Below are 25,684 nucleotides of genomic sequence, written 5' to 3' on the forward strand. Positions count from 1 at the left end.
CGTGCGGCCGATGCCCGCGGCCCCGCACTCAGGCGGGGCAGCCGGGTCCGGCTGTGTCTAATTGTCGCGCCCGGTGAGCTGCTTGGCGTACTGCACGTGCGCCGCCAGGCGGACCCGCAGTTCCTCGCTGATGGCGGCGATCTTCTGCCGCCGGCCCAGGCCCTCGGACCCCTGGGTCAACTCCGCCAGCGTCACCGGTGTTCCGTACACCAGGTCCAGGTGGGTGCGGGGGGTCGGCAGCGAGCCGACCGTCTTGCCGTTGGCGGCCGTGCCCAGGCAGGCCACCGGCAGCACCGGGGCCCCGGTGGCCAGCGCGAAGTAGGCCAGGCCGTTGTGCACCGACTCGAACTCGCCGGTGGTGCGGGTGCCCTCGGGGAACACCCCCAGCACGCCGCCGGAGCGCAGGGTGGCCAGCCCCGCCTGGATCGCCGTGCGGTCCGGGTGGTCCCGGTCGATCGGGATCTGCCCGAGCCCGAGCAGTATCGGGCCCAGCGGGCCGACGAACATCTCCTTCTTGACCAGGAAGTGCACCGGTCGCGGTGCCACCCCGGCGATCAGCGGGCCGTCCAGGAAGCTGGTGTGGTTGCCGGCCAGCAGCAGCGGGCCGTCGGCCGGGACGTTACCGGTGTTGTGCTGGGTGACGTGCCACAGCGAGTTCATCAGCGGCACGCCGATGCGGTGGGCGCGCTTGGCGCCGCGCGCGCTGGGCGGTGTGTGGTTGTGCGTGCCGCCGGACCGATCCCGATCCCGATCCAGATCCGGGTCCCGGTCCCGGTCCCGGTCCCGGTCCCGGTCCCGGTCGTGGCCCGGGCCGCGCGTGGCGTCGGCGAGCCGGCCGCGCCATGGGACCGACGGTCGGTGCGGCATGTCTCGGAGAACCTTCATCTGGTGAGTCCCACCCCTTGGGAGGCGGCGTTCGGCGCGGAGCCCTGGGCCGCGTGGATGACGATGCGGGCGACCTGGTCGATCACCTGCTCCAGTGTCAGCTCGGTGGCGTCGACCACCATCGCCCCCGAGGCCGCTGCCAGCGCGTTGGTCCGGTTGTCGACGCTGTCGCGGCGGGTCAGCGCCTCGCGGGTGGCCGCCACGGTCCCGGCCCCGCCGCCGTTCTCGGTGTTCCGGCGGGCGGCCCGGGCGTCCTCGGACGCGGTCAGGAAGATCTTGGCGCCGGCGCCCGGGGCCACCACCGAGGCGATGTCCCGGCCCTCGACCACGATCCCGCCGATCCCGATGATCTGCCGTTGCAGCGCGATCAGCCGGGCCCGCACCTCCGGCACCGCCGCCACCGCGCTCACCGCGCCGGTGACGTCGGCCTCGCGGATCGCGACCGCCACGTCGTGCCCGTCCACGCTGATCGCCGGCGCCGCCGGATCGGTCCCCGACTCGATCGCCGGCGCCCCGGCGTCGGCCGCGATCGCGGCCGGGTCGGCGATGTCGATCTTGTTCTGCAGCATCCAGTAGGTCATCGCCCGGTACTGCGCGCCGGTGTCCAGGTAGCGCAGGCCCAGGCGCGCGGCGACCCCGCGCGACACGCTCGACTTGCCCGACCCCGACGGACCGTCGATCGCGACGACCATCCGGGACAGGGTGTGCTGGCTGGGCAGCGGCATGCGGTTGACTCCAAGCGACGTGATCAGCGACCGGGACCTGCGGCCCATCAAGAGTATCTGGTGGCCGGGCTCACGGGTTTCCCATTAGCCCCGAGCGGCCCGGGGTTGATTGGATGGGTCATCGGATATTCGGCGGTGGTTCGCGTGCTTGGCGCGGATGCGCCGCCGGTGCGTTTTTTCGAGGACTTTCGCGGCATCAGCGATCGGAAGGCGAGGTGTACGGCAGTGGACTGGATCGTCCTGGTCGTCTCGGGGTGCATGGAAGCGGTCTGGGCGACCGCGTTGGGCAAGTCCGAGGGCCTGCACCGGCTGGGCCCGACCGCCATCTTCGGCCTGGGCCTGCTGCTGAGTATGGCCGGGCTGGCCTACGCGCTGCGCACGCTCCCGGTCGGCACCGGCTATGCCGTCTGGGTGGGCATCGGCGCGGTGCTGACGGTGGCCTACGGGATGGTGTTCGACGGCGAGACGGTGTCGGCGGGGAAGGTGCTGCTGCTGGCCGGGATCGTCGGATGTGTGATTGGTCTCAAAATGCTGCACTGAATGCCGGGCTGAATGCCGCACCGATTCGCCGCACCGATGCGCCGCGCTGACGGCCCGCGGACGCGCCCGCCGGGCATGTCACGGGACGTACTCGGCCAGCTACGATCGGGTCCGTGATCAGAACCCTGATCACGGACCCGACGTATGTGGGGAGCGCGGGCTATGGAGCTGGAGCCCACTTTGCTGTTGGTTGGGGCGGTGAAGGCGGCGGCGAACGCCGGGGCCGCGGAGATCGGGAAGAAGACCGGGTCGGTGGTCGCCGAGCGGACCAAGGGGCTGCTCGTCCGGATGCATATGGCTCGGCGGGGCGACGACGTGGGCGCGGCTTCTGGCCAGGGCGCGGACTTCGGCCAGGGTGCGGCCGGTGGCGGGCACGTGGATCTGGAGCCGGTGGAGCTCGATCCGGCGCGCGCCGAGGAGTACGCCGTGGCGATCATGCGGCGGGCGGCCGTGGATCCGGAGATGGCACGCGAGGTGGCGGACCTCCTCGCGACGGCACGCGAAGCCGGCGACATCCCGCGGCTCCGGGTGGTGCCGCCGGTGATCGCGCCGCCGCGGGTGTTCGTGAACCGCGTCGGGGAGCAGGCGGACCTGACGGATGCCGCCGCGGCCGGCGTGGTCGTGGTCGCGGGACGGCCGGGGATCGGGAAGACGGCGCTGATGGGGAAGTGGCTGGCGGATCTGGTGGCCGCGAAGGCTTTCGAAGCCTGTGTCTACCTCGAGCTGCCGGATCGGGGGCGGGATATGGGGGTCGCCGACGTCGCGCGGGAGCTGTTGCGGCGGGTCGGGGTGGATACGTCGGTGCCGCGGTCGGACGCGGAGTGGGTCGCGCTGTGGCACTCGGTGATGCGGGGGAAGCGGTACTGCGTGGTGGTTGATGAGGTGACGCAGCCGGGGCAGGTGCGGGCTTTGATTCCGGAGAGCGGCGAGGCTTTGCCGGGCGGCGGGAGCCTCCTGGTCGCCGTCGGCGCCGAGCCGCTGGCCGAGCTGGCAGCCGAGGGCGCCGAGTTCGTCGAGGTCGGGCCGTTCGACGCGGACGCCGGCGTGGCTTTGACGCGGCAGCTGATCGGCGACGCGCGCGTGGACGCCGAGCCGGAGGCCGTGGAGCAGGTGGTCGAGGCATGCGACGGGATCCCGGCGGTGCTGGCGCTGGCCGCGGGCATCCTGGGGCAGAAGCGGGACTGGCCGGTCGCGCAGCTGGCCGCGCTGTTGGCCGACGGCGGGCGGCAGCTGGACGTGCTGCGCAAGCGGGGCGGCGGGCGGCAGGTCGTGGACCTCGTCTTCGACGCCGGCTACGCCGAACTGGACTCCGACGCCGCCCAGGCCTACCGGGCGATGGGCCACCTGGAGCGTGCCGACTTCCAGCCCGGCGTCCTCGCGGCGCTCGCCGACCTGCCCGAGCCCGTGACCGTCGCCGCGCTGGAGACGCTGCTCGCCAAGTACATGGTCACCGAGCACGAGTGGCCCGCGACCGGCTACCGGGTCGGCGACATGCAACGGAACCACGCGCGGGAGGCCGCTCAGCGGGCCGGGGAGTTCGGTGTCCAGGCCCGTACCGCGGCGCTGAGGCGAGTGCGGGACATGCTGGTCGCGACGGTTCAGGAGGCTGACGCGGCTGCCTCGCCCAACCGGCCGCTGCGCGTCCCGGAGGTCGTGGCGGGCGGCGGACGGTTCGCGACGGGAGCCGAGGGGCTGCACTGGGTGGACGCGCACCTCCCGGACCTCCTGGCGTGCGCGGAATCGGGTGACGACGACGCCGCCCTGCGGATCGCCGGAAGCGTGTGGCCCTACGTCACCAACTACCGCCGCTGGGACGACGGGGCGTGGCTCTACCGGCACGCCGCGGCCCTGGCGCGCCGGACGGGATTCGCCGAGGCCGAGGCACGCAACCTGTGCGAGCTGTCGCGATGCCTGCTGGAGACCTATGACAAGGTCGGGGCTCGGGCGGCCGTGACGCGTGCGGCGCAGCTCGTCGGGAACGCTCCGGCGCGCCTGCGGGCCTCGGTGACGGAATTCGTGGGCCTGGTCGAGTTGGCGGACGGCGAGCACGAGAAGGCGTACGAGCTGTTCGTGGAATGCCGGAGGCTGCACCGGCGCGAGGGCGAGGACGTGACCCGCGGTGAGGTGCTGGCGATGGAGATGCAGGGGCGGGCGCTGCGGTGGGGCGGGGAGTTCGAGCGGGCGGTGACGGTGCTGGAGGAGGCGCTGGGGGTCGCGCCCGACGAGCAGAGGCTCCAGGCGCGGTTGCGGATGGATTTGGCTGAGGCGCTGCTCAATGCGAACCGTGGCGGCGAGGCGGTGCGGTACTTGGAGGAGGCGCTGCCGCTGTTGGAGGCGCAACGGATGGCGGGGGACAAGTACAACGCTGAGGTGATGTTGCGCGCGGCGCATAGGCGATAGGCATTTGCGGCTGGCCCGGCGAGCGCGAGATGCGCTTTGCCTCGCTTCGCTGCGCCTCGCAGCCAGCGAAGCGCAGCCGCCTATGCCAGCAGCCGCCTACACCAGCCACTGAACCTTCAGCCGCACGTCACTGCCATTAACCCGCAGCTGCCCCGGCACCGCGCGCCCGAGCTGAAACACCCACGCATGCAGCGCCGCACCGACCACCGCCGTATCCATATCCCCTTCGGCCTCCACCGCGCCATGCCCGCGCAGTGTGACCACCGCCCCCTGGACCGCGACATACGCTCCCGGATACGCGTCGAGATCCGCCGTCCCGACCACCACCGTCGCCGCGGCAGGTCGGCGCGGGTCCGGCCCGTGAACATGCGCCAGTAGCCGTGCGCCGCTCGGCATGCTCTCGGCGACCGGGTAGCGTTCGACCGCGACCCCGCCGCCGTCCGCCCTCGTCCTGAACCACCACGCGCTCGGCGTCGGATGCGCTCCGCGCGGCAGCGGTACGGCGACCGGTGCCACGTCCCGCCGGACCCGCGGCATCTCCATCAGCTCGTATGCCACCTCGGCGATCCGCTCCAAGGCCCCGCCCTGATGTGCGAAGACCCGCTCCGCCAGCCCTGATTCGCCCGCGCCGTCGGCCAGCTCGGCCACCTGCCCCAGTAGCGCGTCGCCCGCGTCGAAGTACCGCCCCGCGCGTCCCAACCCCGCGATCGGGGCCTCCGGATCCACCTCCTCCCACCCGAAGCACGCGAACGCCGTCGGCACCCCCAGCGCCGCTCCATACAGCGTCACCGAGCCGTGGTCGCCGATCAGCGCGTCGGCGGCGAGCAGGCCCGCGCGCCACTCGTCGTCGGAGTCCAACAGCAGCAGCCCGCGGTCCAGTGCGGGACGAAGCCAGCGGAACACCGTGTCATCGCCGTGCACCGCGCGCACTCCCGGATGCAGCACCATCGCCACCCGCCATTCGTCCCACGGCAGGGCCGCGGTCAGACGCGCGGCGAGGTCGGTGTGCCGACTGAACAGGGACAGCGGCCCCCACGTCGAACTCAGCACCACCAACCGCGCCGAGCCGCCGACGCCCAGCGCCGCCCGGTATCGCGAACGCTGATGCCGGCTGGCGACCAGCCGATCCCAGCAGGGGTCGCCGACCACCCGCACCGCCGCCCCCGATGCCGGCGACAGGGACGCCAAGCGCGCCGCGTCCTGCGCGTTCGCCAGCCCGATGGCGGCCGGAGCGCACTGCGCGACGCGTTCGGACGCGATTCCCTTGCCGTGCCCCGCGCCGTGCGGCAGCAACAGGATCGGGGCCTTGATCTGGTCCAGCGGGCTGTTCTCGCTCGCCGCCAGCACCAGCCGCCAGCGACGGTCGCCGCCGGAGCCGGAGCTGTTGCCGGAGCCGGAGCTACTGCCAGGCGCAGGCCCGGCATCAGCCGCCGAACTCAACGACAGCGGTCGAATCCCCCGCGCCTCCAACAGGGCCCGAGCTCCGCCGCCGAGCGTCGATCCCGGATCCAGCGCCCAGTGGATCGCGATCCGCGGGTCACCGGCGAAGACGTCCGCGACGTCCAGCAGCCGCCGCGCAGACGGCACCGTGCGGACCACCGCCAGCACCTCTGCCTCGGTTCGCACGGTCGCCCACCGCCGCTGCTCCGCACTCCGTAAGTCGGAAGTCGGAAGTCGGAAAAATCCTCAAGCATACCGCTATGTCCGCTCCCTGTCACGGCTCCTGAACCCGGCTGTCAGGGCGCGAACACGTCCGAGATCCCGACCCCACCGCGCGTCTGGGCGCCGTACCGTTCGATCTCGCGAGGCAGGTCCAGCGGCAGTGTGAATGAGCCCTCCGGCAGCTGCGCGTCGGCCACCCGGTCGGCCGGGACCAGCCACGACATCTCGAACTCCAGCCCGTCGGGGTCGTGCGCGTACAGGGCCTTGGTGGTGCCGTGGTCGCTGGCGCCGACCAGTGCCCCGTGCGCCTTCAGTGTCTGCTCGAAGCGTGCCAGCTCCGTCAGTGTGTCCACCTCCCACGCCAGGTGGTACAGCCCGACGCGGGTCCGGCCGGCCTCCGAGGAGCCGGCGCCGGAGCCGATCGCGAACAGGCCCAGGTCGTGGTCGTTGGTGGAGCCCGGGGCGCGCAGGAAGGCGGCGTTGGGGAGTTCGCTGAGTACCTCGAAGCCGAGCAGGTCGCGGTAGAAGGCCAGGCTGCGATCGAGTTCCCGGACGTACAGCACGGCGTGGTTGAGACGGGTGACGGGCATTGTTCGGCTGCTTTCTTCCGACAGGGGCGACCTCCATCGTCTCCGGACGTTCTACACTGCCGCAAGCGCGGATCAGGCGTACGGCCGCAAGGGCGAGGGACCACCTGGGGGAGTGCGTTGAGCGAGGCCGGACTGCCCGGGGTCGGGCTGAAGCTCGGAGCCGAGGTGCTGCGCGGCTCCGACGGTGTGTGGTACTCGGCCACCGGGGCCGACGGACGCCCGCTCGGCGTGCTGCGGTTCGAGCCCGCGCGGGTCGAGGCGGCCGGCGGCGTGGCCCGGTTGGTCGAACGGACGGTGGCGGCGCGCGGCGGGCTGCTGCCCGGGACGCTGCCGGTGCTGGACCTGGTCCAGGACGCGGGCCGGATCTGGCTGATCACGCCGGTGGTGCCGCAGGCCGAGGCGGCGAAGCGGACCGTCGCCTTGTTGCTCGGGTCCGAGCCGGTGTCCGGGCCCGGCGACACGCCGGTGAACGGGTACGGGGTTCAGGAGCCCGTGAAGAGGGACCTGAAGGACGGGTTGCCCAGCCGGCTCATTCGGACGCTGGTCGGCCTCGTGCTGGTCGGCGCGGTGGCCGGAGCAGCGGTGTTCGCCGGTATCAAGTTGCGGGACAAGAAGACCGTGATGCCGGTGCAGATCTCCAGCATCTCAGTACACAACAACGCTCCGGTGCAGCCCTCAGGGATCTGCGACACCTCGGTCGACATGGTCGCGGAGTTCACGACGAACGGCGGGACCGGAGTCGTGGACTACGAGTGGGACATCCCGGCGAAGAACCACACCACCCAGGCTGTCTCGGGTGCGGAGACGGTGAGCGGTAGGTCGCCGAAGGTACATCTGGCATGGCAGCTGAAGCTTTCCGGCAGCGGTACCGTCACCGCCACCTTCCGCATCACCAACCCCGGCGTGCTCGCGTCGGGTGCCGAGACGGCGAGCGCCGGGGACCTGAAGTATCAGTGTCCGTAGTTCATCGAACCCCGTCCGTAGTTCATCGAACCCTGATTATGCGCTTCGCGGTTCCAGCAGTGCCTGCCCCAGATAGCCGTCAGCCGCCGGGGCCGGGACCATCGCGAACAACGCGCTGGTCTCGTGCGTGGTGAAGCGGTTCAAAGCGTCCATGCTGCGCGTCAGATGCTGCTGCACCGGGATGAAGCCGTGGTTCGGATCGGCCTGCCACGCGAGGAACAGCAGCCCGGCGTCCGGCTGGCCGTCGGGCTTGAGCCCGTCGTCGTAGCTGAGACCGCGGCGCAGGATGGTGGCGCCGCCGTTCGAAGCCGCGGCGGCGAGGCGGATGTGGGCATCGCCGCGGATGGCCAGGGAGCCGTCCGGGTTCTGCCCGGAGAGGTTGACCGGGGTGTGCTCGGTGCCGCCGGACAGCGGGGCGCCGGTGTCCTTGTGGCGTCCGATGACGCGCTCCTGTTCGGCGGTGGTCTGCGCGTCCCAGGAATCCAGCAGCATCCTGATACGCCGGAAGACCAGGTACGAGCCGCCGCGCAGCCACGCGGTCGGCGCGTCGGCGGCGACGTAGATCTTGCCCTCGAAGCCCGGCTGCGCGGGGGTGGGGTTGTTGGTCCCGTCGAGCTGGCCCATGAGGTTGCGGCTGGTGGAGGCGGCGTCGGGCGAGGAACCGGGCGCGCGGCTGAAACCGGACATGATCCAGCGCGGCGTGGCCGTCCCGGCGGCGGCGCGGGTCAGGGTGCGCAGCGCGTGGAAGACGACCAGGGCGTCGTCGGCGGCGATCACCACGCCGAGGTCGCCGTCGCTGCGCGCGGCGTCGAGCTGTTCGGTGCCGAACGCGGGCAGCGGCGCCAGCTCCGGCGGGCGCGCGTCGGGACTGACGCCGGCCTTGCCGAACAACGAGGGACCGAAGCCGACAGTGATGGTGAGCGAGCAGGGACCGCTGCCGAGCGCGGTGGTGTCGGTGGCTTCAGAGCTGCCGGCCGGGACGCGGCCCGCGGTGAGGTCGGCGATGGCGGCGGTCCACGCCTTCATCAGGGTCTTGAGCTGACCGGCGCTCGCGGTGGCGACGAGGTCGAACGCGACGACGGTGCCGTGGCTCTGCTGACGTGCGGGGACGGAGATGCCGGCCTGGTGCGGGAACGGGGTCGCGACAGCCGTGGTGCCGAGGCCGGTGACCAGATCGGCGGCCGGAGTCGAGGCGTGGTCGTCGAAGAGCAGGGCGGAGGCCGCGGCTCCGACCGCGACGCCGCCGAGCCCGGTGGCGCCGGTGGTGAGGAAGGAGCGGCGGCTGGGGAATGGTCGTTTCACAGAACTCTCACTCACTTGCGTACGTTGACGGTGAGGACGACCGTGCTCTGGTCGATGTCGGTGGTCCGCACCGTGACCAGTACCTGCCAGGTCCCGGCCATCGGCACCACCGCGCTGGCCGCCGTGTAGCGGCCCGGTTGGCCCGGTCCGGCGGATCGCAGTTTCAGCGGGATCGGCCCGAGCTGCTGTGTCGGCAACGCCAACGCGGCGTCGACCTCGGGCACCGATTCGGGTGTGCCGTTCTTGTCCAGGACGTCGACGGTGAGCTGGCCCTGGCCGACGCGCGCCGGTTGCAGCGTGACGTTCACCGTGCCGGTCCCGTTGGCGGACCCGGTGTCGAACGGCGCCGATGCCCGCGCCGGTCCGGCCTTCGGCGCGCCCTCCGAAGCCGGTTGCGACTCCACCAACAGCGCGGTGACCGCCAGTACCACGATCGCCAGCCCGAACTCGGCGGCGACCGAGCGTCGCAGCCGTGCCAGGTCCGGAGAGGCCGCGGCCAGGATCCGGCGCGCCAGGAAGCCCAGGGTCAGCAGGACCAGGAAGATGCCGGACTTGATGATCAGCATCCGGCCGTAGTCGGTGTCGAACAGCTCGTCCCAGTGCCGCACCTCGCGCCAGCCCTGGTAGATGCCGGTCGCGGCGAGGACGCAGACCGCTGCGAAGGCGGTGGTCGAGAAGCGGCGGACGAGGGTCAGGCGCTCGGCGTCGGTGATGTCGACGGCCTGCGCTTGGGCAGGTTGTTCTTGATCCTGCGCGGGTTCCTGTTCTTCTTCCTGTGCCGGTTCCTGCCCTCGCGGACCGAGCACCGAGGCGGCGAGCGCGGCCAGCCCGCCGACCCAGGTCGCCATCGCCAGCAGGTGCAGCATGTCGGCCGGAAGGGCCAGCGCGACCTGCGAGCCGGTGCCGGAGTGGTCGGCGACGGACCAGGTCGCAGCGAGGCCGATGGCTATCGCCGCCCCGATACCGCCCGCTACTCGCCGGGTTCGGACTGAGACGTCGGCCAGCCGGGTCGCGATCCAGGACACCATGACGCCCGCCGCGCCGAGCAGCATCAGCCGCCAGGCCAGGGCCTTGCCGAGCCGGGTTTGCAAGGTGGCGCGCAGCACGTCGGTGTCGAAGGCGCGGCCGATGCCGAAGCCACCGCCGTAAGGGCCCTGCAACAACAGAGCCGCGACCGTTCCCAGTAGCAGCGCGAACCAGCCGCCGCCGATCAGCGTGCGCAGTCGCCGGTCGTGCGCCAGCTTCGGCGTGAACGCGATGAGCAGGAGCGCGCCGCCGGCCAGGGCCGCGAAGCCCAGGTAGGCGAGCCAGCGGGCGACGCCGTAGACGACGCCGACGGTGCGGGAACCGGTCGGAGCGGCCTCGGCGCCGCCGGAGTTCGGCGTGGAGGTGGTGCCGATCGAGAAGGTCCACGCGCCGCGGACCGGATGGGAGTCCGCTGATATGACGCGCCAGGACGCGACGTAGGTGCCGTTCTTCAGGCCCGGCTTCAGCGCGACGCTCGCGGTTTGCGGCTTGCCGCCGAGGTGGTCGGCCGAACCGGCCTCGACCTGCGAACCGTCGGGGGCGAAGACGCGCAGCGCACCGAGTTGGAGCGACACGGCTTCGTCGTAGGTGACGGTCACGCGGGTCGGGGCGGTCGGCAGGAGGGTGCCGTCGGCCGGGTCGGTGGAGACGACGGTGGCGTGCGCGGAGGCGGCGGGCGCGGCAGCCAGGCCCCACAGGCACAGGACCGCTGTCAGGACCGCGATGAGGTGACGCCGCGCATTGCGTATGCCGCCGCCTTTTCGCGCCGCTCGGCCGCTGCCCGGTCCGCCGCCGCTGCCCCGCACCGCGCCGCCGGTCGCCGATAAGCCGCCCCTCATTGACCTGAGGATTCGCCCGGGGCCGGATCGGCGATCCCGATCACCGGTACTGTCACCGTGATCGGCGCCGACGCGGCGAAGGTGAACGTCAGCCGGACCTTCGTCCCCGGCGTGAGCGGCCCCGGATCGTCGATCATCAGGTGGCTGCCGCCGGGGGAGAAGTCCAGGGTGCCGTGCGCCGGGACCGGGGCCGAGGCGAGCGCGACCATCTTCGGCCCGACCGTCTCGTGCAGCGAGGCCCGGCCGGTCGAGGACGCGACCTTGGTGAGCGTGTCGGCGGTGCCGCCGTCGTTGGCGATGGTGAAGTAGGCCGCCGCCTCGTCGGGGTTGGCCGGCTCGCGGACGTAGGCGTCGTTGATCTTCAGCTGTGCGGCGCTGGCCCCGGCGCTGCCGCCGGACCACAGCAGCAGGCCCGCACCGGCGGCCAGCACCGCCACCGGGGCGGCCAGCGCGCCGACCTTCAGCGGGAGGTTCACGTCAGCAGCGCGATGTCGTGGGCGATGTCGCTCGGGGAGGTGTCGGACAGCCACACCACGTGCGCCAGGCCGTCCGCGCCGAAGGCGTTGACCTGGGTGCCGTGGTCCACCTCGATCGAGCCGTCGGGGTTCTTCACCGGCGGCTGCACCGGGGTGGCGGCGAGCTTGGCGGTGTTGTCGACCTGGGCGACGGTGCCGGTCAGGCCGATGAAGGAGGGGTCGAACTTGCCCAGCCAGGCCTTCATCACCGAGGGGGTGTCCCGGTCCGGGTCGGTGGTGACGAACAGGACCTGGACCTCGGCGCGCTTGGCGGCCGGGGTCAGGCGCAGGGCCGCGGCCAGGTCGGCCATGGTGGTCGGGCACTCGTCGGGGCAGTGCGTGTAGCCGAAGTAGATCAGCGTCAGCTTGCCGGCGGCGTTCGCCTTGATGTCGTAGGGCTTGCCGTTGAAGTCGGTGAGCGTCACCGGCGGGATCGGGGTGGGGATCCCCAGCTCGGTGCCCTTGTACTTGGACTGCTGCGTGGAGACCTGGCCGGAGGCCTGCGCGACCTCCTGGGAGGGGCTGGCGCAGGCGGTGGCGAGCACGGCCAGCGTCCCGATGGCGGCGGCCATCGGGACGAGGCGTGCGATCCGGGTGGACCGCGGGTTCATGATTCTTCTTCTCTCCGGGTCGTCGGGTTATCAGTCTTGGGATGAGGGGGCCGCGGGGGACGCGGCGGTGTTCCTGCGACGCAGGGCCACGACCGCGGTGCCCAGGCCCAGCGCGCCGACGACGAGACCGACGATGCCCAGGCCGCGGGCCGCGGTGTCGCTGCCGGCGGGCTTGGCGTTGTTGTCGGCGGCGAGGCTCACCGAGGGGGAGGTGGTCGGGGCGGCGGCACCGGTGCTGGCACCTGTGCCGCCGGTCCCGCCGGCGCTGGCACCGGTGCTGCTCCCTGTGCCGCCGGTGTTGGCGGCGGCCCCGGCCGGGGTCAGGTGCAGCACCGGTGCCGGGTGGTCCGGCTCGGGCTGGCCGGGCTGCTGGATGTCGATCCAGCGGACCACGTTGCCGTCCGAGTAGGTCTGCAGGGCCTTGAACACGATCTTGTCGGTGTCGGACGGCAGCGGGCCGAGCGAGACGTCGAACTCCTGGAACTGGCCCGGATCGATCTTGCCGCCGGTCCAGACGATCTTGCTGACCGCCTGGCTGAGCTCGCCGTCGTGGGTCTTGATCGGGGTGGCCAGCTGGCTGCTGGTGGTGGTCGCGGTCCAGCCCGGGACCGGCCGGATCGAGACCGAGGCGATCGGGTGGTCGATCGGGATGTCGACCTCGATGCCGGTGGTCGAGGCGTTCGCCTCCTCGTTCGGGACGCGGAAGGAGACCTTGGTGTAGCCGCCCTGCGGCTCGGTGTTGGGGTTCACGGTGACATGCGCCTGCGCGGCCGAGGCGGCGGCGATCAGCGAGACGGCCGCGGTGCCGAGCAGGACGGCGGTCCGGCGGGTGCCGGAGGAGAGTTTTGTGGACATGCGCTTTCCGGGGATGAGAGCCACGCGCTCAAGGCGGCGTGGCGGATCGATGACGGTCGTGAGCCGCATCGGGTGAAGCGCGCGGTGAAGTCGCGGCCGTCGAAGGACGGCGCCACGGGTCGGACGCGTATCAGCAGAATGCGGCGGCGGTCATCGGCGGCCCGCGCCGGGCCAGCTCGAAGCGCAGGAGCCGTCCGGGCCCGAGCCGGGCCGGGGCGGTCGTGACCGGCGCGCCGACGGCCAGGCGCGGCGGCGTCCACGGCACCAGGGCGGCGACCAGCAGGACCAGCGGCGCGACCAGGGCCAGCCCGAGCGTCCGGGCCAGCGACCAGACCGCGGCCTCACCGCGGCGCAGCCACCAGGCGGCGACCAGGGCGGCGACGATGTGCGCTGCCCACATGCCGACGGTCATCGAGTGCTGCGACGGGGTCGCGCCGGCCGCATTGTGCACGGCCTGGGTGACGCCGGGCGGCTCGCTGTGGCCGCACCAGAACCGGCCGCGGGCCGGCATCGCCATCGGCATGCTCATCGACCCGCTGCCGCGCTGCGCGGCCGCGAACAACTCGTGCAGCCCGACCTGAACCGCCGCCATCAGCGCCAGGATCACCGGCAATCCGCGCTCTCGGCGGGTGAACGGCTGCACCACGACGAAGGTGGCACCGCCCCCGACCAGCAACGCCCAGACCGGGATCCCGCCGACCGAGAACGCGTCGTGCCCCACCGCGCCGACCAGCACACAGAGCGCGGCGAAGACCACGGCGCGCCCCGCGCGCAGGGTCGGCGTCGGCGGCTCGGCACCGGTCTCGGTGGCGGTGGCGGTGGCGGTCTTGGCGGTCGGCATGGCATCAGACATGCTGCCAGGCGGGATCTTCGGGACCGGCGGCGGGGTGGGCGCTGGGGTGTCTGTGCTGGTGAGGTGACTCTCTGTGGCAAGGTGCTGCGAAGCAGCCCCCGCTCAGCAGCCGGCCGCTAAGCCGCCAGCATCCGATCCAACCGCCCCAGCGCCCGCCGCGTGGCCACCGCCATCCCCGGGGCCGAGGCCCGGAACGTCGCCGCGACCGGCAGCACCGCGTCCACCGCCATCGTCCACGCCACGCGGGTGCCGGCCGGGGTGTCCAGCACCGACCACTCCTCGGCCATGGCGCGGATGCCGGGGACGTTGGTGTGCTCGACGCGGTACGCGTACCGGACCGGCGAGTCCCAGGCCAGGATCCGCTCGTGGAAGGCCACGCCGCCGACCAGCTTGACCCGGCGCCGGGTCCCGACGCCGAACGGCTCCGGCCCGCCGTACTCGGCCGTGGCGACCGCGCCGTACCAGCGCGGGAGGGTCGCCACGTCGTGCGCTATGGCGTCGAAGACCGCCTTCGGGGCGGCCTGCAGGGTGTGGGCGAAGGACAGACGGAGAGGGGCCTCGTTCAGGAAATCGAGGTCTACCGGTCGCGTGGCGTACATGAGTTCAGCTTATGCGGCTGACCAGCAGGGCTCTGTCGTCCCCGGCGTAAGCGTCGCCGGGCAGGCTCATGAGCTGCCGGCAGACCGACTCAGGGTGCTCGGTGCAGCACAGCTCGGCCGCCGCGCGCAGCCGCTCCATGCCGTCCCCGATGTCGTCGCCCGGCTTCTCGACCAGGCCGTCGGTATACAGCACCAGCGTGTCGGAGGACACCAGGGTGAACTGCGCCACCGGCCGGTGCTCGGACTCGCGGACCCCCAGCGGCAGCCCTTTGGCCTGGTCCAGCCACTGCGTGAGGTAGCCGCCGGCGCGCGCCACGACCAGCAGCGGCGGCGGGTGGCCGGCGCCGCTGTAGCGGACCAGGCCGGTGGTCCGGTCCAGGATCAGGACGCAGGCGGTCGCCGTGGTGTCGTTCGGCAGGTACGCCGTGACGAAGCGGTCCAGGCGGCGCAGGATCTCCGCGGGGTCGTCGGTGTCCAGCGCGTAGGCCCGCAGCGCGTTGCGCAGCTGGGCCATCACCACCGCCTCGCCGAAGCCGTGGCCCGCGACGTCGCCGATCACCCAGGTGACGGTGCCCGGGACCGGTTCGAAGACGTCGTACCAGTCGCCGCCGACGTTGTGGTGCCGGGCCGCCGGGACGTACTCCGCGGCGGTGACCAGGCCCTTGACCTCTAGTACCGACGGCAGCAGCGAGCGCTGGAGCCGCTCGACGATGCGCGCGTCGTCGTCCTTGGGGACGCGGGGACGCCCGGGGTCGGGGGCCTGCGCCCTGCTTTCCTGCCCGTGCACGTCACCTCCATCGCGGGGCCGTGGGCCCCGGTGATCCGGAGCCCAGTTCATTGTGCGCAGATGTTCGTTGTGTATACAGACCTGGGGGTCGGCGTGCCGTCAGAGGACGCCGAGCGACGGCAAGGCGGCGTCGAGATGGACGCCGTCCGTCGCACTCAGAGTATTCCCTCAGTGACGCTCTACGTAGTAGGAGCCGTGGTTTTCATGCTGAAAAGCAACCCGATTCTTACCGCTCTCACAGGCATGGGAAGCTGGGTGCGATGAAGTACCGCTTCCTGTTGCGCCCCGCCTGGCTGGCGGCGATCACGGCTCTGGCCGTGCTCACCGTGGCCTTCGTCGGGCTGGGGATGTGGCAGTGGTCCCGGGCCCACCGCACGCACAAGCTGAGCCCGAAGGCCGCGGCCGCCTACGTGACCCCGGCCCCGCTGGCGACCCTGCTCAGCGACGGCGCGCCGGCGACCGACGACGCCCTCGGCCACGCCGTGTCCGTCTCCGGGGTCTTCGACGGCGGGCACCAGCTGCTGGTGCCGGACCGCCAGTTCCCGGACGGCCGGATCGGCTACATCGTGATCGCGCCGCTGAAGCTGGCCGACGGCAGCGTGGTGGTGATCAGCCGGGGCTGGACCGCGCAGCAGATCACGCCGCCCGCGGTCCCCGGCGGTCAGGTCACGGTCACCGGCTGGCTGTCCGGCGCCGAACCGGCCGACGGCGCGCCGCCGGCGGCCGCCGACGCCGCCGCCAAGGACCCGGCGCACCTGATCGCCTCGGTGGACGTCGCCTCGTTGGTGAACATCTGGCCGTACAGCGACGTGGACCAGGCCTACATCAACGCGCTGACCGTCACCCCGGCCGGCCCGGGCAGCGCCGAGCTCACCGTGCTCCCGGCACCCGCGCCGCCGCACACCTCGTCCTGGTACATCCTCAACGTCGGTTACACGTTGCAGTGGTGGCTGTTCGGCGTCGTCGGCCTGTGGTGGTTCGTGACCTACGTCCGCCGGCTCGCGAACCCGACCGACCCCGAAGACGAGGACGACGAGGACGCGGACGCGGACGAGGACGCGGACGAGGACGCAGCAGACCGGGACGAAGCAGACCAGGACGAGGGCGACGGCGAGGAGGCCGAAGACCTCACTCAGCCGCAGCCGGCTCCGGCTGCTCCGGCTGCGTAGCCGGCGCGCCGACCGTGACCTTGGCGCGCGCCGTCTTCGCCGCCGCCTTGGCCTTCTTCTTCGCGGCCCGCTCCTGCGACTCGGCCAGCAGCTTCTGGGTGTCCCGCACCACGATGCGCTCGTAGTAGAACGCCAGGAACGGCACCACGCCGACCAGCAGGATCAAGATGGTGCGGATCGGCTTGTACCGGGCCCGCAGGCACAGGTCCAGAGCCACGATCAGGTACACCATGTAGCCGTAGCCGTGGATCATGGCGACGGGCTTCTCGAGGGTCTTGTTGTGCGCCCACAGCTGCAGCGGGATGACCACGAAGGTGAGCAGCAGCAGCATGGTGCCGGTGAACAGCGCCATCGCGCGGTAGCGCTTGATGGCACCGGAGGTCAACGTAGTCATTCGCCTGGACCTGTCCAATTTTCGGCCTAGTTTTGGCCTAGTTGCGGCGTTCAGTTCCCCGCGAGCCTACTCGCCGTACCTCGGCCCTCCCGAAGGCGGTCGCCAATGCGGCCCCGAGTGCGGCGGCGCCGGCGGCCGCGGCCAGGATCGGCCGGTACGCCCCGCTCGACGAAGGCAGCGCGACCAGCGCCGTCGCCCCGGCGATCACCGCGACCAGCAGGAGCAGGAACGCCGGGGAGGCGGTCCGGCGCAGCACGCCCGGCGGTAGCGTGATGGCGTCGGTCAGCACCAGGTAGCCGGCCAGCAACAGCGCGTCGGCCCCGGCCGCCCAGGCCGGCGGCTTCTCGCAGGCGACCAGCATCACGAACCCGCCGGTCAGCAGGGTGTTGCGATGCGCTATCGCGACATGGTTCAGGCGCACCGCGGCCAGCACCGGGCGGCCGACGTAGGGCTGGGCCAGCGCGGGGAACGCCAGGACGCAGAAGCCCAGCAGGAGGATCTGGTCCGGGGGCGGCGGCCAGGACCACATCGGCAGCCGGGTGCCCATCACCGCCATCAGCACGCCGTAGCCGGCCCAGAACAGCGGGCTGGTGAGCAGCGCCTCGCGGCTGGAGAACGTGGATTCGGCGGTCTCGTCGCTCATCGTGTCCTCCCGGCCAGCGGTGCGTGCTGCAACGGCGCCAGCGCCAGGTCCAGCGGTTCGATACCGTCCCAGGACACCACCGGCACCCCCAGCTCGCCGAGCACGAACCGCACCGCCTGCCGGTCCAGCCGCCACAGCCGCAGCGCCAGCGCGTCCAGGTGGTCCGGCTTGGCGCCGGTGGTCGGGGCCGGCTCGTGCGCCAGCACGTCGATCACCACCAGCGGGTGGCCGCGGTCGGCGAGCTCGCTGATCGCCTCCACCACGCTGTGGTCCAGCAGGGGGCTGAAGAGGTAGACCACGGCGCCGGGCGGCAGCACCCGGGTCGGCAGCCGGCTGAGCAGGCCCGGCTCGAAGGTGAAGTCCTTGCGCAGGTCCATGACGGTCTGCGCGATCCGGTACAGGTGCGCGTTGCCCGAGCCCGGGGCCAGCCACTGCACCCGGCCTGACAGCGTGACCAGGCCGATCCGGTCGTGGTTCTTGAGATAGGCCTGGGCCAGCCCGGCCGCGCCGCGGACCGCGGTGTCCAGGGTCGAGCGCGGGTACAGGGTGTCCGGGTCCGGCGGCTGCGGCAGGTCGGACAGCGCGTCCACGACCACCACCGCCTCCGCGGCGCGTTCGGCCTCGAAGGTGTTGACCTGGAGTTCGCGCCGCCGGGTGGTGGCCGACCAGTTGATCCGGCGCTGGCGGTCGCCGAACACGTACGGCCGCACCTGGATGAACTCCACGCCTTCGCCGGGGATGCGCGCGGAGTGTTCGCCGAAGCGGTCCGGGAAGCGCATCGGCGCCAGCGTGGCCTCGTCCTGGGCCGGGACCGGGAAGGCCTCGACCTCGCCGAGTTCGGCGTGCAGCGAGGTCAGGCGCAGCCCGGCGGTGTCGTAGACGTCGATCGCCACCGCGCCGAGCGACCACCGGCCCCATCGCGGGACCAGCAGCGTCACCGTGATGACCCCGTCGATCAGCTCCAGCGATTCCAGCTCCAGCCCCGAGGGCGTGGGGACCTCGCCGTACTCGGGGTCGTCGCGGATGCGCGGCGGCAGGTACTCCTGGCGGGTCCAGCCCGCGGAGCTGTCGGCGGCCAGCCGGATGGTGGCGGTCAGCGTCTCGCCCTCGAAGCAGCGCCGCTCGGGGACGTCGACCTGGGCGCGGATCCGGCTGGGGTGGACGCCGGCGTGCGCGGTGAGCATCAGCAGCGGCACCGCGGCCAGCGGCACACACCACCACGCGCCGAACAGCACCGCCGGGACCACCGCGCAGATCGCGGCGGTCAGCAGGCGGGCGGCGCGTTGGGAGGGGCGCCAGACGATCGGGGCCGGCTTCGGCTCGGTCATCGGTGCGCGCCGGCCGGCTTCTGCGCCGGGCCCGGGTTCGACCGCGCCGGACTCGGCGTGTCACTCGCGCCGCCCGCGGAGCCCCCGGCACCGGTCCCGGCCGCCGCGGCGCCGGCCGCGTCCTGCTGACGCGGCAGCGTCCGCGGCGTGGCCGTCGCGGTCAGCAGCGAGGCCACCACCTCGTCCGCCGACACCCGCCGCACCCACAGCTCCGGCCGCAGCGTGATCCGGTGCGCCAGCGCCGGGACCGCGATCGCCTTCACGTCCTCGGGGATCACGTAGTCGCGTCCGGACAGCGCCGCCCGGGCCCGCGCCAGCTGCACCAGCGCCAGGCCGCCGCGCGGGCTGGCCCCGACCTGCACCTGGGTGGCCGCGCGGGTGGCGTTGACCAGCGCCACCACGTAGTCCACGACGTCCGCCGACACCTCCACCGACTCCAGCGAGGTGCGCATCGCCAGCAGCTGCTCGGCGTCGACGATCTGCGCCAGCTCCACCCGCTCGGCCTTGCGGTCCAGCCGGCGCAGCAGCATCGCGGCCTCGTCGGACGGCGGCAGGTAGCCCATCCGGACCCGCAGCAGGAACCGGTCGAGCTGGGCCTCGGGCAGCGCGTAGGTGCCCTCGTACTCGATCGGGTTGTCGGTGGCCAGCACCACGAAGGCCGGGTCCAGCTGGTGCGACTTGCCGTCCACCGACACCTGGCCCTCGCCCATCGCCTCCAGCAGCGCGGCCTGGGTCTTCGGCGGGGTGCGGTTGATCTCGTCGGCCAGCAGCAGCTGGGTGAACACCGGGCCGGGCCGGAACACCATGTCGCCGCCGCGCTGGTCGTAGAACGGGGCGCCGGTGACGTCGGAGGGCAGCAGGTCCGGTGTGAACTGGATGCGGGTGAAGTCCAGGCCCAGAGCGGTGGCGAAGGACCGGGCCATCAGGGTCTTGCCGAGCCCGGGCAGGTCCTCGATCAATACGTGCCCGCCGGCCAGCACGCCGAGCAGGACCAGCTCCAGGGCGGCGCGCTTGCCGACGACGGCCTTCTCCACCTCGTCCAGCACGGCGAGCGCCTTGCGGCAGGTCTGCTCCGGGGTCAGCTGGTCGGACATCGCGTCTCCTCTTATCTGTGCCTGCGCGGTGGCTCCCTCGGCCCCCGGCATGCCGGCGGCGGTATCAGGGTCCGCGCCTCCGGTCTGGTCTGGCAGCCCGTTCACATCCGCTCCAGCCGTTCGATCAGTTCGGCGACGGCGCGGATCGGGACCTCGGTCGGGCGTGCGCCGGGCTGCCCGGCCTGGGCCGCCGCGATCGCGCCGGCCTTCGGGTCCACCAACGGCCACAGGTCGGCGCCGATCAGCACGGCCGCCGCCTGCGGGTCCCGGTACAGGTTCACGCCGTGCTGCTCGGCCAGCCGGGCGGCGGCCAGCCGGGTCAGCTCCCGGCGCAGCCCGCGCTCGTAGCCGCCGCGCTCGCGGGTGTTGCGGAGCATGGAGCCGTACCAGGCCACACCTATGTAGTGGCGTTCCAGTACGCGTTCGCGCACGTCGCCGTTCATTCCCAGCGTGCGGCCGGACACGGTGTACCAGGCGGCCAGCGCGATCGTCCCGACACAGGCGGCGAGCGCCGGCCCCAGCCACTGCACGCCCAGGACGAGCCAGGTCATGCTGGCGACGACGGCGGTCATCGCGGTCAGCGCCACGCCGATGGCGACCCACCGGCCGTACTCGATGCGGTCTTGTTCGGTCCGGGCTTGTTCGGTCCGGGCTTGTTCGGCCCGCGGGTCCGCGGGCTTGCTCGGGGCGGTGCCCGGGCGTCGGTCCTGGGCCCGCTGCTCAGAGCTCTGATGGTCGGCGACCTGGTTCAGCCCGCTCATCCGGCCCTCCCGGCGGATCGCGCCGCGCCTGCGCCGGCCTCAGTGCCGGTCTGAGCGGTGTCCTGACTGCCGGCCTGACTGCCGGCCTGAGCCGCGGCCAGGGCGGCGGCCCGTGCCGCCATGCCGGCCCGCAGATGCTCGGAGATCGTCCGCAACGCTTCGCGCGCCTCGTCCCGCTGGGCCTCGGTGATCGGGTGGCGGGAGAACCGGGCCTCGTGGAACAGCTCGGTGAGCCGGCCGGCCGGTGCCTCGGGGATCAGCCGCGCGGCGGTGACCCGGCGCAGGAACTCGTCGGGGGTGTCGGTAGCCCGCCGGCTGGTGCCGCCGGCGCTGACCGCCAGCTCCATCGCCGAGTAGCAGGCGATGACCGCCTCGCGGGCGTCGCCCTCGTACTCCAGCGCTTCAGCGCCGGCCTCGACCGCCTCGGCGAGCTGTTCCAGGTCCGGGTCCAGCGGCGTGAAGTCGATCAGCCGCACCGGCTGCCGGTTGAGCCGGATCCGGGACAGCAGCTTGATCAGGCCGTAGACGAGCAGCGCCACGATCGCCGCCACGATCAGCGACAGCACGGTCACCACGATGATGTCGGCCCAGTCCAGGCCGTGGTGGGGCTTGCCATCCCGGATGTCCATGGTGTTCCCCGGCAGGGCATTCCTGCTGTCGCCCTGTCCGTTGTCGACCGGCGGCGGGATGGGCTTGCCGGGTGCCCGCCCGAAGAACAGCAGCCCGATCGGGGTCAGCACGGCGGCGATGTACAGCAACACGGCGGTCGCGGTGCCGGCCCGGTGCAGCAGGCCGTACCCGTCGTCCCGGTGCCTGGCGAACCGGCCGGCGATGACGATCAGCGCGATGGCCGCGAGCAGGGCCGCGATCGGCCGGCCGTTCTTCCACAGGCCGTTCGCGAGCCCGTCGTCCAGCCCGCCGTCCCGGCGTCCGGCCACCGCCATCGCCGCGACGGCGATGACGACCACCGCGGCCGGCAGCCAGCGTCTGGGGTTCCCGGTCATGCGGCGCCGGAGCTCTGCTCCGCCGCGCGCCGGGCGCGGATCTTCGCGGCCTGCCGGGCCAGCGCGTGCTCCAGACCGCGGTCCAGGTGCCCGCCGACCTGCCGGACCTCCTCGATCTCGACGGTCGCGACGTCGCGCACCTCGGACGGGATCTGCTTGAGGTTGGCCGGCAGGGCCCTGACGGCCTCCCACAGCGAGATGTCGTCCATGTCCAGGGCCAGCTCGCTGTGCTTGCGCATCAGGGTGACCAGATGGTGCCGGCGCAGGCGCGCCAGGCTGTCCGCGGTCTTCAGCGCGATCGCCCAGATCAGGAGGTTGAGCACCGGCACCGCGATCAGCCAGGTGGCGTAGTGGATGTTGTCGGCGGTCAGCCAGGACGGCCGGTGGTGCATCTTCGCCGCCGAGTGCTTGACCTGCTGCTCCATCCAGGCCGGGAAACCCATCACGGTCGCGGTGCCCAGCGAGGTCAGCGCGAACGGGATGCCTATGTAGGCGCCCCAGCGCGGCCAGGTGGTGGTGGCCTGCAACCGGTGGCGCAGGCGCATGAACGGGCACGGGAACAGCACGGAGGCCAGGTTGCCGGCCGCGATCGGGGCCAGCGGCAGCTCGGCGATGATCGGCCAGTTGTGCTTGACCCAGTGGTGGTCCTTGGTCAGCACGATCACCAGGGCCGCGACCCCGAAGGCGAATCCGGCCTCGAAGATGTAGAGCACCTGGTTGCGCACCCGCAGCATCCGCGCCGGGTCGCCGCCGCCGGTCAGCACCCTGATCGCCCACTCCGGCTCGGCGGCCAGCTGGTTGGTCAGCGAGGCGTCGGCGACCGCGGTCAGCACGACGGTGACGATCAGGGTTTGCGGATCGCGCACCCGGCCGCTGAACGGGTCCCAGTACAGGAAGGCGCCGGTGGCCAGTCCCAGGCCCATCGAGGCGAACATCCCGAACAGCCAGTCCGGCCACACCCGCAGCACCCGGAACAGCTCCCGGGGGAGCGTCACCTTCGGTGCCGGTATCGGCGCGGGTCCGGCAAGGGCCGTCGTGACGGCCTCGGTCATGGTGTGGCTCCCCCCTGCGCGCTCCGTCAGGCTACTCGTCGGCTACGCCACGCCGAGGATAACCCGTTTGGCGGAATCACGTCGGGTGTGATCTCCCCTGCGGGCGGTAACCCGGCTGGCAGATCATGACAAAGCGGTGTGGTCCGGATGTTGCCAAGCTGAGCAGGGAAACCCCCGTTCCCGGGCACGCCGGTCCACCGCAGGAGGATGTATGGTCACGGTCCGCGATGTGATGACCGAGGCGCCCAAGTCGGTGCTGGAATCGGACAACCTGGTGCACGTGGCCCGGGTGATGCGGGACGAGGACGTCGGCTGCGTGCCGGTGGTCGACGGCGCCGGCCAGCTGAAGGGCATGCTCACCGACCGCGACCTGGTGGTCGAGGCGGTGGCCGCCAACGACGACCCGACGATCCGGCAGGCCGGGGAGCTGATGCGCGGCGGCATCCACACCGTCGACGCCGACGCCTCGGTGACCAACGCCGTGGAGACGATGGGCCGCAACCGGATCCGCCGGCTGCCGGTGGTCTCGGCCGGCAAGCTGGTCGGCGTGGTCGGGATCGCGGATTTGGCCAAGAATTTGCCGACCGCGGCGGTCGGCGAGCTGATGGCCCTGATCTCGAAGTCGGGCCACAAGGACAAGCTGCCGTGAGGCCCTCCGACGGCTGACAGCTCGAACGCCGGGCCGGTGGTTCTGTGGACCACCGGCCCGGCGTTCGAGCCGTTGTCGCGTTAGGGGTCGCGCTAGTTGCCGATCCGCGTTACTTGCCGCGTTACTTGCCCAGGCCCACGGACGTCAGCCAGGCCTTGGCCACGTCCGACGGGTCCTTCTTCTCCGTGACGACCTGCTCCAGCAGCGAGGTCAGCGTGGTGGTGTCCAGCTTCGCCGACACCCCGTTCAGCGCGTCCACCCCGGCCTGCGGCAGGTTCTTCTTGTCGACCAGCGGGACGACGTCCTGCACGCCGAACAGGCCCTTGTCGTCGTTCAGCACCACGAAGCCGTTGGTCTTGATGGCCGCGGTGGTGCTGTAGAGGTCGACGACCTGCGCGTCGCCGTGCTGGAGCGCGGACACCGTCTGCGGCCCGGAGTTGTCCAGCGCCTTGAAGTCCTTGAAGGACAGCCCGTAGACGCTCTGCAGGCCCAACAGGCCCTGCTGCCGCGTCTTGAACTCCGGCGCCGAGCCGATGACCAGGTCCTTGGCGTAGGGCGCGAGGTCCGAGATGTTCTTCAGGTTGTCCTTCGTGGCCAGCGCCTGGGTGACGACCAGGGAGTCGTTGTCCTGGGCGGAGGCCGGCTGCAGGATCTCCAGGTTGCTCGGCAGCTTCGCGGTGATGGCCGCGTCCACGCCGCTCTGCGAGGTCTCGGTCGAGGTCTTGTCCAGGTAGGCCAGCAGCGCGCCGTTGTACTCCGGGACCACCGTGATCGCGTCCGACTTCAACTGCTGGAACAGCACGTCGCGCTGCCCCACGTTGGGTTTGCGCTCCACCGAGATGCCCTTGGCCTCCAGTGCCTGCGCGTAGATCTCCATGAGCAGCGCGTTCTCCGGGAACGCGGCCGAGGCCACGACCACCTTCGAGCCGCTCTTGGAACTCGACGAACACGCGCTCAGGGCGCCGGTGGCGGCCAGGGCGACGACCAGGGCCGCGCCCACTACGCGGGTTTTCGAACCAGCCTTACGAATTTGCATGTTAAATCCCCTCCAGACACATAGACATACCGAACCTAGCAACCCCTGCCGACATGGGCAGCCTTCCCGCAACGCGGTTTCGAGACCTTTTCGAGACCGGATGGCGTCGCGACCGGCACGGTCTGGATCAAGATGCTGTGGCGGGGCCTTGGGCTATCCGCGCTACGCGGTGTGACGGCGTCGGCGTCGGCGACCCCGTGGCCGCGTTGGCGACGGAGCGCCGTGTGCGGACCCCCGCGCGGTGTCGCCGCCCGCTGTCGCCGCGCGCTACGGCAGCGCCGCCTGCCCGCCCGGCTCGGTCGGCAACCCGGCGGCGGCCCACGCCCGGAACCCGCCGACCAGGTCGGTGGCCCGAGGCAGGCCGAGCAGCTGGAGGTCCCGGGCGGCCAGGCTGGAGGCGTAGCCCTCGTTGCAGAACACGACGACCACCGACTCCGCGGAGACCCCCGGCAGGCGCCACTCGCTGTCCGGGGACAGCCGCCACTCCAGGTGGATCCGCTCCACTGGCAGCGCGCCGGGGATCTCACCCTCCGAGGCGCGGTTGGCGTGCGGACGGATGTCGATCAGCAGCGCGCCCTCATGCCGGAGCTTGTCGGTCTCCTGCGGGCTCACGCGCCGCAACCCGGCCCGGGCGTCCTCGACGAACGTGTCCACGGAACTCAAACCAGGTCCTCCAGGCTCTCGTACTCCCGGGTGGGAAGCAACGGGGGCGAATAGGCGTGCACGGTCGCGGCCGGACCATTACCCGCCTGCCGCACGACATGCGCCCGATCGCCACCGAATCCCAACCCCTGCCCGACTCCCATCCGCCGCACCCCGATCGGCGCCCCGGGATACCGGTGCTCCTCCTGCACCTCACCGACCAACACGGTGAACGACCCGGCGGCACCCCCATGATCATGAGGCCGCGTCCCCTGCCCGGGCAGCCAACTCAACAGCCACACCTCGACCCCACGGGTCAAAGCCAACCGCGTCCACCACCGCTGCGGCTCGGTATAACGCACCAACGGCCGCAGCCGCTCAGCGTTGACCCCGTTGGCCAACGCCACAGTCAGATCCCTGAGCTGCGTCGGCGTCCACAAAGGACGATCCGGCAACACGAGGTCGTGCAAAAAGGGTTCGGCGATATCGAGATCAGGCGTCTGCGTCAAGGCGGCCGAGAACATGAAGGCTCCGTGGTCCGGGATGTGGGGTCGAGGTCGGGAACGCCTCGGTACACATGCAGGACGCCACACGCAACAGGTCGACCGGACGGTCGGACCAGGCGAGCAGCGGAGCGGACATGCGCAGATGGTGACACGCGCGGTCGTCGGGGCGACGGGAGCGTTCGCGATGTGGACGCGGGCGTCTCATGGGATGTCGGGTGGTGGATGGTGTGGGTCCTGTCTCTTATACAGATCTC

Annotated in this window: 27 protein-coding genes; 5 read left to right on the plus strand and 22 right to left on the minus strand. The window is 72.0% G+C overall.

Annotated features, from left to right (window positions below):
• Window positions 1–57: 57 nt before the first annotated feature.
• Entirely contained in the window at window positions 58–867 is an 810-nt protein-coding gene (locus tag KGQ19_RS06175) for a lysophospholipid acyltransferase family protein (protein WP_212008094.1), read from the minus strand.
• Window positions 868–881: 14 nt separating this feature from the next.
• Window positions 882–1,610, minus strand: a complete 729-nt coding sequence (cmk, locus tag KGQ19_RS06180) for a (d)CMP kinase (protein WP_212008095.1) — start codon at window positions 1,608–1,610, stop codon at window positions 882–884.
• A 225-nt stretch (window positions 1,611–1,835) separates the two neighbouring features.
• On the opposite strand from cmk, the gene KGQ19_RS50890 reads away from it, so the two are divergent.
• Together KGQ19_RS50890 and KGQ19_RS06190 are read left to right on the plus strand one after the other, a co-directional pair.
• Complete coding sequence (locus KGQ19_RS50890) at window positions 1,836–2,150, plus strand: DMT family transporter (RefSeq protein ID WP_212008096.1); 315 nt, start codon at window positions 1,836–1,838, stop codon at window positions 2,148–2,150.
• A gap of 162 nt (window positions 2,151–2,312) precedes the next feature.
• Entirely contained in the window at window positions 2,313–4,550 is a 2,238-nt protein-coding gene (locus KGQ19_RS06190) for a tetratricopeptide repeat protein (RefSeq protein WP_212008097.1), read from the plus strand.
• A 96-nt stretch (window positions 4,551–4,646) separates the two neighbouring features.
• Here the strand turns inward: KGQ19_RS06190 and KGQ19_RS06195 are convergent, their stop codons facing one another.
• Together KGQ19_RS06195 and KGQ19_RS06200 are read right to left on the minus strand one after the other, a co-directional pair.
• On the minus strand, window positions 4,647–6,176 hold the full coding sequence (locus KGQ19_RS06195) for a hypothetical protein (protein ID WP_212008098.1): 1,530 nt from the start codon (window positions 6,174–6,176) through the stop codon (window positions 4,647–4,649).
• A 110-nt stretch (window positions 6,177–6,286) separates the two neighbouring features.
• Window positions 6,287–6,802, minus strand: a complete 516-nt coding sequence (locus KGQ19_RS06200) for a VOC family protein (protein ID WP_212008099.1) — start codon at window positions 6,800–6,802, stop codon at window positions 6,287–6,289.
• Window positions 6,803–6,919: 117 nt separating this feature from the next.
• Between KGQ19_RS06200 and KGQ19_RS06205 the strand changes: the two genes are divergently transcribed.
• Window positions 6,920–7,765 (plus strand): hypothetical protein, encoded by an 846-nt coding sequence (locus KGQ19_RS06205; protein ID WP_212008100.1) that lies wholly within the window; start codon window positions 6,920–6,922, stop codon window positions 7,763–7,765.
• Window positions 7,766–7,801: 36 nt separating this feature from the next.
• Here KGQ19_RS06205 and KGQ19_RS06210 read toward each other — a convergent pair whose 3' ends face one another.
• From KGQ19_RS06210 to KGQ19_RS50895, 8 genes are all read right to left on the minus strand, one after another.
• Complete coding sequence (locus KGQ19_RS06210; protein ID WP_212008101.1) at window positions 7,802–9,067, minus strand: Dyp-type peroxidase; 1,266 nt, start codon at window positions 9,065–9,067, stop codon at window positions 7,802–7,804.
• A gap of 11 nt (window positions 9,068–9,078) precedes the next feature.
• A complete protein-coding gene (locus KGQ19_RS06215; protein WP_212008102.1) occupies window positions 9,079–10,932 on the minus strand; it encodes a copper resistance CopC/CopD family protein in 1,854 nt (617 codons plus the stop codon).
• Window positions 10,929–11,408, minus strand: coding sequence for a copper chaperone PCu(A)C (locus KGQ19_RS06220; protein WP_212008103.1), 480 nt, complete (start codon window positions 11,406–11,408; stop codon window positions 10,929–10,931). The genes KGQ19_RS06215 and KGQ19_RS06220 overlap by 4 nt, the downstream gene beginning before the upstream one ends.
• Entirely contained in the window at window positions 11,405–12,058 is a 654-nt protein-coding gene (locus KGQ19_RS06225; protein WP_212008104.1) for an SCO family protein, read from the minus strand. Before KGQ19_RS06225 ends, KGQ19_RS06220 begins: the two co-directional genes overlap by 4 nt.
• Window positions 12,059–12,088: 30 nt before the next feature.
• Window positions 12,089–12,913, minus strand: a complete 825-nt coding sequence (locus KGQ19_RS06230; RefSeq protein ID WP_212008105.1) for a YcnI family copper-binding membrane protein — start codon at window positions 12,911–12,913, stop codon at window positions 12,089–12,091.
• A 130-nt stretch (window positions 12,914–13,043) separates the two neighbouring features.
• Window positions 13,044–13,766 carry a hypothetical protein gene (locus tag KGQ19_RS06235; protein WP_212008106.1) on the minus strand — a complete coding sequence of 241 codons (723 nt, stop codon included), beginning with the start codon at window positions 13,764–13,766 and terminating at the stop codon, window positions 13,044–13,046.
• Between the two features lie 116 nt (window positions 13,767–13,882).
• Entirely contained in the window at window positions 13,883–14,365 is a 483-nt protein-coding gene (locus KGQ19_RS06240; protein WP_212008107.1) for an SRPBCC family protein, read from the minus strand.
• Between the two features lie 4 nt (window positions 14,366–14,369).
• The gene (locus KGQ19_RS50895; protein WP_212008108.1) at window positions 14,370–15,152 is read right to left on the minus strand and encodes a PP2C family protein-serine/threonine phosphatase; all 783 of its coding nucleotides are present in this window, start codon (window positions 15,150–15,152) and stop codon (window positions 14,370–14,372) included.
• Between the two features lie 260 nt (window positions 15,153–15,412).
• Here KGQ19_RS50895 and KGQ19_RS06250 point away from each other — a divergent pair, with 260 nt between their 5' ends.
• Window positions 15,413–16,321 (plus strand): SURF1 family protein, encoded by a 909-nt coding sequence (locus tag KGQ19_RS06250; RefSeq protein WP_212008109.1) that lies wholly within the window; start codon window positions 15,413–15,415, stop codon window positions 16,319–16,321.
• Here the strand turns inward: KGQ19_RS06250 and KGQ19_RS06255 are convergent.
• The 7 genes from KGQ19_RS06255 to KGQ19_RS06285 form a co-directional block, all read right to left on the minus strand.
• Window positions 16,281–16,715 (minus strand): DUF3817 domain-containing protein, encoded by a 435-nt coding sequence (locus KGQ19_RS06255; RefSeq protein WP_212008110.1) that lies wholly within the window; start codon window positions 16,713–16,715, stop codon window positions 16,281–16,283. The two genes, KGQ19_RS06250 and KGQ19_RS06255, sit on opposite strands and share 41 nt — an antisense overlap.
• Before the next feature lie 37 nt (window positions 16,716–16,752).
• The gene (locus KGQ19_RS06260) at window positions 16,753–17,358 is read right to left on the minus strand and encodes a hypothetical protein (protein ID WP_212008111.1); all 606 of its coding nucleotides are present in this window, start codon (window positions 17,356–17,358) and stop codon (window positions 16,753–16,755) included.
• Entirely contained in the window at window positions 17,355–18,686 is a 1,332-nt protein-coding gene (locus tag KGQ19_RS06265) for a DUF58 domain-containing protein (RefSeq protein WP_212008112.1), read from the minus strand. Before KGQ19_RS06265 ends, KGQ19_RS06260 begins: the two co-directional genes overlap by 4 nt.
• Window positions 18,683–19,780 carry an AAA family ATPase gene (locus KGQ19_RS06270; protein WP_368862060.1) on the minus strand — a complete coding sequence of 366 codons (1,098 nt, stop codon included), beginning with the start codon at window positions 19,778–19,780 and terminating at the stop codon, window positions 18,683–18,685. Before KGQ19_RS06270 ends, KGQ19_RS06265 begins: the two co-directional genes overlap by 4 nt.
• A gap of 101 nt (window positions 19,781–19,881) precedes the next feature.
• Entirely contained in the window at window positions 19,882–20,541 is a 660-nt protein-coding gene (locus tag KGQ19_RS06275) for a hypothetical protein (protein WP_212008113.1), read from the minus strand.
• Window positions 20,538–21,545 carry a DUF4129 domain-containing protein gene (locus tag KGQ19_RS06280; protein ID WP_212008114.1) on the minus strand — a complete coding sequence of 336 codons (1,008 nt, stop codon included), beginning with the start codon at window positions 21,543–21,545 and terminating at the stop codon, window positions 20,538–20,540. The genes KGQ19_RS06275 and KGQ19_RS06280 overlap by 4 nt, the downstream gene beginning before the upstream one ends.
• On the minus strand, window positions 21,542–22,597 hold the full coding sequence (locus tag KGQ19_RS06285; RefSeq protein ID WP_212008115.1) for a hypothetical protein: 1,056 nt from the start codon (window positions 22,595–22,597) through the stop codon (window positions 21,542–21,544). The genes KGQ19_RS06280 and KGQ19_RS06285 overlap by 4 nt, the downstream gene beginning before the upstream one ends.
• A gap of 211 nt (window positions 22,598–22,808) precedes the next feature.
• Between KGQ19_RS06285 and KGQ19_RS06290 the strand changes: the two genes are divergently transcribed.
• Window positions 22,809–23,246 (plus strand): CBS domain-containing protein, encoded by a 438-nt coding sequence (locus KGQ19_RS06290; protein WP_212008116.1) that lies wholly within the window; start codon window positions 22,809–22,811, stop codon window positions 23,244–23,246.
• Between the two features lie 121 nt (window positions 23,247–23,367).
• On the opposite strand, the gene KGQ19_RS06295 is transcribed toward KGQ19_RS06290, so the two are convergent.
• The 3 genes from KGQ19_RS06295 to KGQ19_RS06305 form a co-directional block, all read right to left on the minus strand.
• The gene (locus KGQ19_RS06295) at window positions 23,368–24,282 is read right to left on the minus strand and encodes an ABC transporter substrate-binding protein (RefSeq protein ID WP_212008117.1); all 915 of its coding nucleotides are present in this window, start codon (window positions 24,280–24,282) and stop codon (window positions 23,368–23,370) included.
• A gap of 267 nt (window positions 24,283–24,549) precedes the next feature.
• Entirely contained in the window at window positions 24,550–24,945 is a 396-nt protein-coding gene (locus KGQ19_RS06300; protein ID WP_212008118.1) for a rhodanese-like domain-containing protein, read from the minus strand.
• Window positions 24,942–25,448 carry a cysteine dioxygenase gene (locus KGQ19_RS06305; RefSeq protein WP_212008119.1) on the minus strand — a complete coding sequence of 169 codons (507 nt, stop codon included), beginning with the start codon at window positions 25,446–25,448 and terminating at the stop codon, window positions 24,942–24,944. Before KGQ19_RS06305 ends, KGQ19_RS06300 begins: the two co-directional genes overlap by 4 nt.
• Between the last annotated feature and the right edge of the window lie 236 nt (window positions 25,449–25,684).

The sequence above is a fragment of the Catenulispora pinistramenti genome (assembly GCF_018274385.1).
GTDB classification, from domain to species: Bacteria; Actinomycetota; Actinomycetes; order Streptomycetales; family Catenulisporaceae; genus Catenulispora; species Catenulispora pinistramenti.

What these genes read in the sequence shown, in the direction of transcription:
- KGQ19_RS06175 (WP_212008094.1), bottom strand. Translation starts at nt 867, where the DNA reads ATGCCGCACCGACCGTCGGTCCCATGGCGCGGCCGGCTCGCCGACGCC.
- cmk (WP_212008095.1), bottom strand. Translation starts at nt 1,610, where the DNA reads ATGCCGCTGCCCAGCCAGCACACCCTGTCCCGGATGGTCGTCGCGATC.
- KGQ19_RS06190 (WP_212008097.1), top strand. Translation starts at nt 2,313, where the DNA reads ATGGAGCTGGAGCCCACTTTGCTGTTGGTTGGGGCGGTGAAGGCGGCG.
- KGQ19_RS06200 (WP_212008099.1), bottom strand. Translation starts at nt 6,802, where the DNA reads ATGCCCGTCACCCGTCTCAACCACGCCGTGCTGTACGTCCGGGAACTC.
- KGQ19_RS06215 (WP_212008102.1), bottom strand. Translation starts at nt 10,932, where the DNA reads ATGAGGGGCGGCTTATCGGCGACCGGCGGCGCGGTGCGGGGCAGCGGC.
- KGQ19_RS06225 (WP_212008104.1), bottom strand. Translation starts at nt 12,058, where the DNA reads ATGAACCCGCGGTCCACCCGGATCGCACGCCTCGTCCCGATGGCCGCC.
- KGQ19_RS06230 (WP_212008105.1), bottom strand. Translation starts at nt 12,913, where the DNA reads ATGTCCACAAAACTCTCCTCCGGCACCCGCCGGACCGCCGTCCTGCTC.
- KGQ19_RS06235 (WP_212008106.1), bottom strand. Translation starts at nt 13,766, where the DNA reads ATGTCTGATGCCATGCCGACCGCCAAGACCGCCACCGCCACCGCCACC.
- KGQ19_RS06240 (WP_212008107.1), bottom strand. Translation starts at nt 14,365, where the DNA reads ATGTACGCCACGCGACCGGTAGACCTCGATTTCCTGAACGAGGCCCCT.
- KGQ19_RS06250 (WP_212008109.1), top strand. Translation starts at nt 15,413, where the DNA reads ATGAAGTACCGCTTCCTGTTGCGCCCCGCCTGGCTGGCGGCGATCACG.
- KGQ19_RS06255 (WP_212008110.1), bottom strand. Translation starts at nt 16,715, where the DNA reads ATGACTACGTTGACCTCCGGTGCCATCAAGCGCTACCGCGCGATGGCG.
- KGQ19_RS06260 (WP_212008111.1), bottom strand. Translation starts at nt 17,358, where the DNA reads ATGAGCGACGAGACCGCCGAATCCACGTTCTCCAGCCGCGAGGCGCTG.
- KGQ19_RS06265 (WP_212008112.1), bottom strand. Translation starts at nt 18,686, where the DNA reads ATGACCGAGCCGAAGCCGGCCCCGATCGTCTGGCGCCCCTCCCAACGC.
- KGQ19_RS06270 (WP_368862060.1), bottom strand. Translation starts at nt 19,780, where the DNA reads ATGTCCGACCAGCTGACCCCGGAGCAGACCTGCCGCAAGGCGCTCGCC.
- KGQ19_RS06275 (WP_212008113.1), bottom strand. Translation starts at nt 20,541, where the DNA reads ATGAGCGGGCTGAACCAGGTCGCCGACCATCAGAGCTCTGAGCAGCGG.
- KGQ19_RS06280 (WP_212008114.1), bottom strand. Translation starts at nt 21,545, where the DNA reads ATGACCGGGAACCCCAGACGCTGGCTGCCGGCCGCGGTGGTCGTCATC.
- KGQ19_RS06285 (WP_212008115.1), bottom strand. Translation starts at nt 22,597, where the DNA reads ATGACCGAGGCCGTCACGACGGCCCTTGCCGGACCCGCGCCGATACCG.
- KGQ19_RS06290 (WP_212008116.1), top strand. Translation starts at nt 22,809, where the DNA reads ATGGTCACGGTCCGCGATGTGATGACCGAGGCGCCCAAGTCGGTGCTG.
- KGQ19_RS06295 (WP_212008117.1), bottom strand. Translation starts at nt 24,282, where the DNA reads ATGCAAATTCGTAAGGCTGGTTCGAAAACCCGCGTAGTGGGCGCGGCC.
- KGQ19_RS06305 (WP_212008119.1), bottom strand. Translation starts at nt 25,448, where the DNA reads ATGTTCTCGGCCGCCTTGACGCAGACGCCTGATCTCGATATCGCCGAA.